Source organism: Azospirillum griseum (assembly GCF_003966125.1).
Lineage (GTDB): Bacteria > Pseudomonadota > Alphaproteobacteria > Azospirillales > Azospirillaceae > Azospirillum > Azospirillum griseum.
Map to the genome: position 1 here is coordinate 38008 of NZ_RXMA01000033.1, position 9377 is coordinate 47384.

The following is a 9377-nucleotide window of genomic DNA, read 5'->3' on the forward strand; positions in this document are numbered from 1 at the left end:
CCTACACCCCGAGATGGGCCGGGTGACGGAGGTGGCGGCGGGCCACCTCGACGAATTGCGGGTCGTGTTTGGCCGCCCAGACGGCGGCGGCGTGCCCGACGACCCAGAGGATCAGGCCAGGGATCCACAGCCGCAGCCCCAGCGCGATGGCGGCGGCCAGGGTTCCGTTGGCGATGGCCACGGCGCGCGGCGCGCCGCCCAGCAGGATCGGTTCGGTCAGCGCCCGGTGGACCGGAACGTGGAAGCCGGGAACGGGATCGGCGCCGGTCATCGGACCAGCGCCCCGCCGCTGAAGGAGAAGAAGGACAGGAAGAAGCTGGAGGCGGCAAAGGCGATGGACAGGCCGAAGACGATTTGGATCAACCGCCGAAAGCCGCCCGACGTATCGCCAAAGGCGAGCGTCAGGCCGGTGACGGTGATGATGATGACCGAGATGATCTTGGCGACCGGCCCCTGGACGGATTCGAGGATCTGTTGCAGCGGCGTCTCCCACGGCATCGACGATCCCGAGGCGTGGGCGGCGGGAGTCCAGGCCAGGGCAACAAAAGAGACGGCGGCGGCGGTCGCCAGATGGCGGCGGACGCGCAGGGCGAATCGGCTCATGAGACGTCTCCGGTGGCGGTGAGGGACAGGACGCGGTAGTCGCCGGTGAGGGGATCGAGACCGGCGACCTCGGCCAGTTCGACCAGGCGGCGGTTCCGTCCCCGACCGGACAGAACGGCGATGAGGTCGATGGTGTCGGCGATCAGGGCGCGGGGCACGACGACTACCGCCTCTTGAATGAGCTGCTCAAGACGACGCAACGCGCCGAGGGCGGACCCGGCGTGGATGGTGCCGACGCCGCCGGGATGACCGGTGCCCCAGGCCTTCAACAGGTCGAGCGCCTCGGCCCCGCGCACCTCGCCGATGGGAATGCGGTCGGGGCGCAGACGAAGGGCGGAACGGACCAGATCGGACAACGAAACGACGCCGTCCTTGGTCCTGAGCGCCACCAGATTGGGCGACCGGCATTGCAGCTCGCGGGTGTCCTCGATCAGCACCACCCGGTCGGCGGTCTTGGCGATTTCGGCCAGGAGCGCGTTGGTCAGGGTGGTCTTGCCGGTCGATGTGCCGCCCGCCACCAGGATGTTCTTGCGGGCGGCGACCGCCCGGCGCAGGGTTTCGGCCTGCCCGGCGACCATGACGCCGGTGGCGACATAGTCGTCCAGGGTGAACACCGCCACCGCCGGTTTGCGGATGGCGAAGCAGGGGGCCGCGACCACCGGCGGCAGCAGTCCCTCGAAGCGCTCCCCACTTTCCGGCAGTTCGGCGGAGACGCGGGGGGCGCCGGGGTGAACCTCGGCGCCGACATGATGCGCCACCAGCCGGACGATGCGCTCGCCGTCGGTCGGGGGCAGGGTGGCCCCGGTGTCGGCCAGCCCGTCCGTCAACCGATCCACCCACAGCTTGCCGTCGGGGTTGAGCATCACCTCGACGACCGCCGGGTCTTCGAGGAAGGCCGTGATGGCTGATCCCAGCGCGGTGCGCAGCATGCGGGTGCTGCGGGCGAAGGCTTCGGACTGGGTGGCGGCAGGGGTCATGATCATCCCCGGTCTGGGCCGATCCCGTGAGGGTGGGATCGGTGACGAGGATGATTAGAAGAACCAGGATTCAGTCAGGCGCAACAAGGGCTTGGGCGTAGTAGGGCTTTGGCGCGCAAAGACAGGGGATTGGCGGAATTGCTGACGGTTGAGGACGTGCGAGGGTGGGCAACGGTGAAGCCAGGAACGAACGTTAAGCTTCACCCTCGCCCCCTTGCTCATTCAGTTCCGACCCCCACCCGTCAACATCCTCGGGAATCTCCCGCAGGAAACTTTGGCCCTTCTGGAGCCGCCGCCCCAAGGTCTCGATGAAATTCTCGAAACGCGCCCGGCCTTTGATCTGGGCGCTGGCCTGGGCGTCCTCGGGCAAGGGTGGGGTGACGGTCAGCCAGAAGCGGACGAACAGCGCCAGGGTTTCGGCGGTGATGCCGAGATCGCGTTCCAGCCGCTGGGCTTGACGCGACAGCCGGTCGAGGCGGCGGGTGAAGGCCGCCTCCCGCCGGTCGGCGCCATCGGGGGAGAGGAAAGAGGCGACGGCGGCCTCGACGATGGCCGAGCGGGAGAGCTTGCGGCGGTCGGCCAGTTCGCCGATCTCGCGCAGCGTGGCCGGGGGAAAAGAGACGTTCAATCGGCTGCGCATGGGGCCTCACACTCCTAGATCGTTGGGCCAAGATCATCGGCGGGATCGAGGGCGGCTTGGCGAACCACCCCTTGCAGGCGTCGGCGCAGGGCTTGGCGCTGTCGGGCGGCGTCTTCCGGGGCGTCGTCCTGGACCAGGGCGAACTCGTTCACGGGCTTTGTGTCACGCGGTTTCGCGGCGATGTCGACATGCTCGGGAAGGTCTGGCTCGCGGCGCAGGCCGCCGTTGGCGCCGTCTTCCTCGACTTTCTCGATTTCGGCCAACAAGCCTGGATCGGGGTTGCGCGGCGGCAGGGGCGACCAGCCATCGCCCCGTGACGAGACTCCGCAAGATCGGGGATCGGGCGGAGGCAGAACGCGCTCGGCGAATCGTCGGTCTTCGTAATAGCGGGCTTTCTTTGCCCGCACCGGCGGAGCGCCGGCCACCATGACGATCTCGTCGGTGGGGGGCAATTGCATGACCTCGCCGGGGGTGAGCAAGGGCCGCGCGGTTTCGGAGCGCGACACCATCAGATGGCCCAGCCAGGGCGACAGGCGGCTGCCGGCGTAATTCTTCATCGCCTTCATCTCGGTGGCGGCGCCCAGCGCGTCGGAGACCCGCTTGGCGGTGCGCTCGTCGTTGGTGGCGAAGCTGACCCGGACGTGGCAGTTGTCGAGGATCGCGTTGTTCGGGCCATAGACCCGCTCGATCTGGTTGAGCGACTGGGCGATTAGGAACGCCTTGATCCCGTAGCCCGCCATGAAGGCCAGGGCGCTTTCGAAGAAATCGAGACGGCCCAGGGCGGGGAACTCGTCCAGCATCATCAGCAGGCGGTGGCGATGGTCCTTGGCGTGCAGATCCTCGGTCAGACGGCGGCCAATCTGGTTGAGCACCAGACGGATCAGCGGCTTGGTGCGGCTGATGTCGGACGGCGGCACCACCAGATAGAGGGTGGCCGGGGCGCGGTCAGCGACCAGATCGGCGATCCGCCAGTCGCACTGCCGGGTGACGTCGGCCACCACCGGGTCACGGTAGAGGCCGAGGAACGACATGGCGGTGGACAGCACGCCGGAGCGTTCGTTGTCCGATTTGTTGAGCAATTCCCGCGCCGTCGAGGCGACCACCGGGTGCGGCCCGACTTCGCCGAGATGGCGGGTGGTCATCATCGCCCGCAGGGTTTTCTCGATGGGGCGTTTGGGGTCGGACAGGAAGGCGGCGACACCGGCCAGAGTCTTGTCCGCCTCGGCGTAAAGGACATGCAGGATGGCGCCGACCAGCAGGGAATGGCTGGTCTTCTCCCAGTGGTTCCGCTTGTCGAGCGATCCCTCGGGATCGACCAGGACGTCGGCGACGTTCTGCACGTCGCGGACTTCCCCAGCGCCGCGCCGCACCTCCAGCAATGGGTTGTAGGCGGCGGAGCGCGGGTTGGTCGGATCGAACAGCAGCACCCGACCGTGGCGGGCGCGGAAACCGGCGGTGATCTGCCAATTCTCGCCCTTGATGTCATGGACGATGGCGGATCCGGGCCAGGTCAGCAGCGAGGGCACCACCAAGCCGACGCCTTTGCCGGAGCGTGTGGGCGCGAAGCACAGCACATGCTCCGGCCCGTCATGGCGCAGATAAGCGCGCTCCAGCCTTCCCAGCACCAAACCGTCCCGACCGAGAAGACCGGCGGCTTTCACCTCCTTCCGGTCGGCCCAGCGGGCGGAGCCGTAGGTTTCGGCCTTTTTGATTTCCCGCGCCCGCCAGACCGACATGGTGATCGCGACGATGACCGCCAGGATGCCGCCCGACGCGGCGATGCAGCCCCCCTCGGTGAAGACATCGGGCGCGTAGGCGTCGTAGGCGTACCACCACCAATAGAAGATCGGCGGGTGATAGACCGGCCAGCCGAGCAGGGTGAACCAGGGAGAGCCGAGTTCAGCCTGAAAGCCGAGCCGCCACGCCGTCCATTCGCTGGCGCCCCAGGTGGCGGCCAGCACGATCAGCAGGACGGCGATGATCTGACCCCAAAGGATCTTGGTGGCGGACATGATCGCCTCCATCACGACAGACCATGACATCGACCGAAGGAAACCGTGATTTCAAGCCGTGACGGTCGCGTGTCGTGGAACCGGATGCAGGAGGGCGCAGATACAGGAGAAGGACGGGGACGGGCTGCGCAACGCGATGTTCGGCGGTACAACATCGCGGTCTATGACCGCGCTCTGTTCAAGCTCGCCGCCGGGTCACGGCGCAAGCTGTCCGCCTGTCCCGAACTGGCGCCGGTTCTTGATCGCTGCCGCATCGCCATTTTCTGAGCCTCAAAGTCCCAGGTCGCGTTTCCGCCCGATGCTCCATTCGATGCCGCCACCGGCTTTGGCGACGCCGGAGACGCGCTGGCCGAGCTTGGTTTCGATCTCGCGCGACCAGGGGACGAGTTGGAAGCCCAGTCCAGTGTCGATCATCGCGAAGCGCCCGGACGACAGCGTCAGGCGTTGGCGGTAGACGCCTGAAACAGGGGCGCCAGCGTCGGCGCTCTGGTGGGGGAGTCCGGTCTTGGCGGCCAGTTCGGCGCCCGCCGCGTCCAGGTCTCGTCGCCGCAGGGTGGCCAGCAGGTTGGGCTGGAAGACGATCCGGTCCTTCTGGCGCCGGGCCAATCCCTCGGCGATCAGATGCTCGGCGCGGGCATCCAGCGCCGCGCGCGTCTCGGCGCCGAAACCGCCCATGGCCAGCGGCGTCGCCGTGCGCTCGAACAGACGGTGGTCGAGCCAGGTGGCGCCGGGCGCGGCGATCTGGCGGTCCAGATCGAAATCGGAGCGGTGGGCCAGGACCAGGGTGGGGCGTTCCTCTTCCGGGTCGCTGAAGCGGCGCACCTCCACAATGCCGCCCGGCGGCGGGGCGTGCGCGAAGGCCGCGACGCTGGGGAAGCGGACATGATGGGCGCGACCGTCGATGCCGTCGATCACGGCGTAGGCTTCGCCGGTCAGTTCGTCGTGCAGCCTCCGGTCCACCAGCCGACTGATGATCGGCGTGTCGCCGCCGATCCAGTCGATGGCGTAATCGGCGACGCCACGGTCCTGGCCCCGTTCGGTGAAGGCGCGGTGCATGGTCTTGATGATGTCGCCGCGCAGGCCGAGGTCGCGGAGCTTTTGCTCGGCCTCCAGCGCCACCACCCATTCGCCGGGGCGGCTTTGCGTGGCCAGCCCCATCCGTTCCAGGCGCTGAAGCCGACCGACCATCAGGCGGCGGATGTCGGAATCGGATTCGCCGGAGGCGTCGGGCCGCAGGTCGATGCCGCCCAACTCGTCGGCGGCGAAGCGGATCTCGGCGTCGAGGCGGGTCCAGCGTTCGGCGCCGACCTCCCGTTCCAGGGCGTGGCGGATGGCGTGTTCGGGGCGTGGGCCGAGTTCAATCGACACCAGATCCTCGGCGCGCGAGCGCAGGCCGTGGCTGATGTAGTCGCGGGCGATGACCAGATCGGCCCCGGCATCATCGACGCCGCGCACCAGCAGGTGGACATGCGGGTTGTCGGTGTTCCAGTGGTCGACGGCGACCCAATCCAGTGTGGTTCCCAGATCGGCCTCCATCTGCCGCGCCAGATCGCGGGTGAAGGCCTTGAGGTCGACCATCTCGCCGGCGTCTTCGGGCGAGACGGTGAAGCGGAAATGGTGGCGGTCGTCCTGGCAGCGCTCGGCGAAGGCGGCGTCCTCGGCGCGCTCCGACCCGGCGTCGAACATCACGCCCTTTTCGCCGTCCCGGGTGACGCCCTCGCGCTTGAGATAGGACAGATGCGCGGTGAGCGGGGCCGAGCGGAAGGCTTTGCCCTGGTGGCGAACGACGCGCGCCTTGACGACGACGCGCCGGGTTGGGGTGAACAGGCGGGATCGGCTGAAGCGGATCCGTCCGCGCCCGAAGCCCGAACGCCCAGCGGAGCCTTTGCCGCCGCCCGTCTGGCCGGAGACATGCCCCGCCGTTTTGGCGGCGTGCAGCACCTGATTGAGAAAGCTCTTGGCTTGCGGCGAGCGGGTGGAGCGGATGCGTCCTGGGCGGACATTGACGCCACCGTCGTCTTTGTTCATCGGGGGGCTTTCGCTTCGGTTTGCTCGCCGGGAGCCGGTTGGGCCGTTGACATCATGGGGAAATTTGGCGGAAGCGGCCCCGCTCCAACCGACCGGCTCGCGAAATTGCAAGTCCTGTCAAGGGCTTGCGATGATCGCGGCGACCGGCTTTTATCTTGCCGTCCGGTGGTCGTGGTCGTCCGATCCTCCCGCCTGACCGTCCGTCCCATCCGGTGGCGCGCCAGGGTTCGCCAGGGCGCGGGGACGGCTTGCGGACAGATCGGCACGGGACAGAACGACGAACAGCCCCTCCGGTTGCGGCGGGATGGCGGACGGATCGCGCGCGGCGGAGACCGCTGGCAGGCCGTTGGACGGTTGGCCAAACCGCGCCGGATTGACGGTCGGTCTGCGGTCCGCCAGCACGACGAACAGCGGCGCGGCGGTCCAGGTCGGGGGATGCGTCGCGCCTTCTGTTTCCATCGGGACCGGCTGCCCGGCGCCGTCAAGCAGAGGGGCAAGCGTCGCCAGATAGGCGCGCGTCTCGTCCGCCAAGGGACGTCCGCTGCGACGCTCCTCGTAGCGTCCGGGACCGGCGTTGTAGGCGGCGAGGAAGCCCGGTGATCCGTAGCGGTCCTGCAGGTCGCGCAGATAGCCGGTCCCGCCCAGGATGTTGTCGCGCGAATCGAACGGGTCGTCGCCCAGGGCATGGCGGACGCGCAGTTCCTCCCAAGTGGCGGGCATGATCTGCATCAGGCCCATGGCCCCGGTGGGCGAGACGGCGCGCGGATCGCCGCCGCTTTCCGCCCGCATCACGGCGCGTATCCAGGTGGTGGGAAGACCGAACCGCCGCGACGCCTCGGCGATGGCGGCGGCCACCGGATCGTCCGGCGGATGGCGGTCCAGCGGCGCCATGGACGCCGTTTGCGCGGCGTCGCCCGCCTGGCCGAAGGCGGGCTGGCCGAGCAGGCAGGTCAGGCCGGAAAGGAGAAAGGGGAGGGAGCGCCGGGCGGTGCGCGACCACGTCACGGCACGGTTGACGGCGGCCCGCTTGGCGGTGAGGAGATGGGATGGCGATGGCATGACGTCACCCCCGGTCGTCGCGTTTGGACGGACGGTTCCAGTGCAGCGTCCAGAGCGTTTTGTCGTTGGGCGACTGGAACAGATTGGCGCGCATCGGCTGGCTGAAGGCGGGGTCGTCGAGCAGCAGCGAGACGAAGTGTCCGGCCTTTTCGCTGCTGCGCTTCCAGCCAGCGCCGACCTCCGGCCCGTCTTCCGTGTCGAGATGGACGCGGTAGTCGGGCGCGTTCTCGGCGTCCGACGCCGTCGCCGGAACCAGGACCAAGGAGACGTCGAGGGTGAGCGTGCGCAAACGACCGTCGAAGCCGGATGGGCTGCGGGTGAAGTGACCGATCTGGGACATGACGCGTGCTCCTGATGCGACAGTGATGACGGGGGGATGGGGATGGGCGGACGCCACAGGGGCGGCGTTCAGTGCGCCGCCGCCTGTCCGTGGAAGGCGCCGTCTCCAGCTTGGTCGGTGAGCAGCGGTTGCGCGCGACCGAGCAGCGTGGCCGCCGGGACAGGCCCGAAATAGCGGCCATCGAGGCTGTCGGGATGACGGTTGAGCAGGAAAACGTCGCCGGGCCGCAGCGTCAGGCAGCCGCTCCAGGTCGGCAGCGGGCGCCCGAGACGGTCGTGGTGCCGCGCCGTGGCGGCGGTGGTTCCGTCGATGGTGACGGTGACGCCGGTGCGGCAGACGGTCTGTCCCGGCAACGCCGCCATCCGCTTCAGCAGCGGCACGCCATGGGGCAGATAACCGCCCTGGTCGAGGAAAGCGGCCAGCGGTTCGGTCGGTTGGACGGCGACCAGATCGCCGAGCGCCGGAGTGACATCCGGTCTCAAGGCGTAGAGACCGACCGGCGCGCTGGCCGTGGCGTTCCACAGCAGCCGGGGCGTCACCGACAGCGGAGACAGGCCGCCGATGGCGAGGACGGAAAGACACGTGGTGACGGCATAACCGAAACGGGTCATGGCGCGGCCCTCCGGCGCAGGAGGAAGGCCCGGTGCTGGAGGCGGCTGTAGGCGCGCGGCTCCTGACCAGCGGTCAGGCGGTTGTGGAGATGCCGCCAATGATCGAGGGAAACCTCGGTCGGATCGATGCCGATGGCTTCGATGGCGTCGATCGCTTGCAGCACCCGCTCGACCTTCGGCCAGCCGCCGATGGCGAGCAGGATTTCGCCGCCGGGCCGCACCGAGGGCACGGTCTGATAGGGCTGTCCGGGCGTGACGGCGCGCAGGATGGTGACGCGGGACAGGACGGAGCCATGCTCGTTGGCGACCCAGTGGACGAAGGCGAAGACGCTGTCCGGGGAGAAGGACAGGACGCGGCGGCGGCGGTCGATGATCCGTTCCTCGGCCTCGTCGCCAAATCGGATCCAGTGTTCGACCCGCTGTTCGATCCAGATCAGGTTGACATGCGTCAGACGATCCGGTGGCGTGGTCGCATCCTGCGGATGGGAGAGGGTTTGGCCGGTCATTCCGTATCTCCGGGCGTGCGTTCGACCGGACCACAACAAAGACTCTTATTAGACTCTGTATTAGATTCTATATTACGAGGGCGAATTCCCATATCAGGCCAGAGGGTTAACTGGTGTTCGCACGCCCGAAGTCCCGATGCCGTCCACAGGGTCACGAAACTTGTCCACCGGGTTATCCACCGATCCTGTGGATAAATCGGTCGGTAGGATGCGCAGCACGTCACGCTGGCCATCGCGCTTCAGACCGAGCCGATAGCCGGGCAGAGCCTGCCGCAAGACGATGCGGCGGATGTCGCAGGCGAAGTCCGCCAAACGGGCGAGGCTGCCGGATTTCTGGTGCAGGTGAGCGATGTCAAACCGCCAGCCCTGCGCCTGGTGGCCGGCGTGCTTGCGGGCGACGCGGTAGAGCCAGCGTTCGATGCCGCCGGTGAGGCGGAAATAGGCCGGATCGATGCTCAGGATCAGGGAGCGGTCGATGACGCCGCGATAGAACCAGTCGGGCAGGACGATTTCCAGGGACTATCCGGAATTTCGTGCTCGGCGGGGTTATCCTGAAGCAGAAGGAGACCCTGAATGGCCCGACGCAAAGAACCGGTTATCC

At 68.0% G+C, this 9377-nt stretch carries 11 protein-coding genes; all 11 read right to left on the reverse strand.

Going from position 1 to position 9377, the window contains the following annotated elements; translation table 11 throughout:
• Nucleotide 1: 1 nt before the first annotated feature.
• Nucleotides 2–271, reverse strand: a complete 270-nt coding sequence (locus EJ903_RS22885; RefSeq protein ID WP_119830186.1) for a VirB3 family type IV secretion system protein — start codon at nucleotides 269–271, stop codon at nucleotides 2–4.
• Entirely contained in the window at nucleotides 268–603 is a 336-nt protein-coding gene (locus EJ903_RS22890; RefSeq protein WP_119830185.1) for a TrbC/VirB2 family type IV secretion system protein, read from the reverse strand. Before EJ903_RS22890 ends, EJ903_RS22885 begins: the two co-directional genes overlap by 4 nt.
• A complete protein-coding gene (gene trbB / locus EJ903_RS22895; RefSeq protein WP_126619827.1) occupies nucleotides 600–1580 on the reverse strand; it encodes a P-type conjugative transfer ATPase TrbB in 981 nt (326 codons plus the stop codon). Before trbB ends, EJ903_RS22890 begins: the two co-directional genes overlap by 4 nt.
• A 193-nt stretch (nucleotides 1581–1773) precedes the next feature.
• Entirely contained in the window at nucleotides 1774–2220 is a 447-nt protein-coding gene (locus EJ903_RS22900; RefSeq protein WP_126619829.1) for a ribbon-helix-helix domain-containing protein, read from the reverse strand.
• Between the two features lie 14 nt (nucleotides 2221–2234).
• Nucleotides 2235–4232, reverse strand: a complete 1998-nt coding sequence (locus EJ903_RS22905) for a conjugal transfer protein TraG (RefSeq protein WP_126619831.1) — start codon at nucleotides 4230–4232, stop codon at nucleotides 2235–2237.
• Nucleotides 4233–4502: 270 nt separating this feature from the next.
• Nucleotides 4503–6260 (reverse strand): relaxase/mobilization nuclease domain-containing protein, encoded by a 1758-nt coding sequence (locus EJ903_RS22915; RefSeq protein ID WP_126619835.1) that lies wholly within the window; start codon nucleotides 6258–6260, stop codon nucleotides 4503–4505.
• Between the two features lie 150 nt (nucleotides 6261–6410).
• The gene (locus tag EJ903_RS22920) at nucleotides 6411–7319 is read right to left on the reverse strand and encodes a lytic transglycosylase domain-containing protein (RefSeq protein ID WP_126619837.1); all 909 of its coding nucleotides are present in this window, start codon (nucleotides 7317–7319) and stop codon (nucleotides 6411–6413) included.
• 4 nt (nucleotides 7320–7323) lie between these two features.
• The gene (locus EJ903_RS22925) at nucleotides 7324–7659 is read right to left on the reverse strand and encodes a DUF736 domain-containing protein (RefSeq protein WP_119830180.1); all 336 of its coding nucleotides are present in this window, start codon (nucleotides 7657–7659) and stop codon (nucleotides 7324–7326) included.
• A gap of 68 nt (nucleotides 7660–7727) precedes the next feature.
• Nucleotides 7728–8270, reverse strand: a complete 543-nt coding sequence (locus tag EJ903_RS22930; RefSeq protein WP_126619839.1) for a S26 family signal peptidase — start codon at nucleotides 8268–8270, stop codon at nucleotides 7728–7730.
• Nucleotides 8267–8776, reverse strand: coding sequence for a DUF2840 domain-containing protein (locus EJ903_RS22935; RefSeq protein ID WP_126619842.1), 510 nt, complete (start codon nucleotides 8774–8776; stop codon nucleotides 8267–8269). Before EJ903_RS22935 ends, EJ903_RS22930 begins: the two co-directional genes overlap by 4 nt.
• A gap of 93 nt (nucleotides 8777–8869) precedes the next feature.
• Entirely contained in the window at nucleotides 8870–9292 is a 423-nt protein-coding gene (locus EJ903_RS22940; RefSeq protein WP_425455516.1) for a replication initiator protein A, read from the reverse strand.
• Nucleotides 9293–9377: the final 85 nt, after the last annotated feature.

What these genes read in the sequence shown, in the direction of transcription:
- EJ903_RS22890 (WP_119830185.1), bottom strand. Translation starts at nt 603, where the DNA reads ATGAGCCGATTCGCCCTGCGCGTCCGCCGCCATCTGGCGACCGCCGCC.
- EJ903_RS22925 (WP_119830180.1), bottom strand. Translation starts at nt 7,659, where the DNA reads ATGTCCCAGATCGGTCACTTCACCCGCAGCCCATCCGGCTTCGACGGT.
- EJ903_RS22915 (WP_126619835.1), bottom strand. Translation starts at nt 6,260, where the DNA reads ATGAACAAAGACGACGGTGGCGTCAATGTCCGCCCAGGACGCATCCGC.
- EJ903_RS22930 (WP_126619839.1), bottom strand. Translation starts at nt 8,270, where the DNA reads ATGACCCGTTTCGGTTATGCCGTCACCACGTGTCTTTCCGTCCTCGCC.
- EJ903_RS22920 (WP_126619837.1), bottom strand. Translation starts at nt 7,319, where the DNA reads ATGCCATCGCCATCCCATCTCCTCACCGCCAAGCGGGCCGCCGTCAAC.
- EJ903_RS22905 (WP_126619831.1), bottom strand. Translation starts at nt 4,232, where the DNA reads ATGTCCGCCACCAAGATCCTTTGGGGTCAGATCATCGCCGTCCTGCTG.
- EJ903_RS22900 (WP_126619829.1), bottom strand. Translation starts at nt 2,220, where the DNA reads ATGCGCAGCCGATTGAACGTCTCTTTTCCCCCGGCCACGCTGCGCGAG.
- EJ903_RS22935 (WP_126619842.1), bottom strand. Translation starts at nt 8,776, where the DNA reads ATGACCGGCCAAACCCTCTCCCATCCGCAGGATGCGACCACGCCACCG.
- trbB (WP_126619827.1), bottom strand. Translation starts at nt 1,580, where the DNA reads ATGACCCCTGCCGCCACCCAGTCCGAAGCCTTCGCCCGCAGCACCCGC.
- EJ903_RS22885 (WP_119830186.1), bottom strand. Translation starts at nt 271, where the DNA reads ATGACCGGCGCCGATCCCGTTCCCGGCTTCCACGTTCCGGTCCACCGG.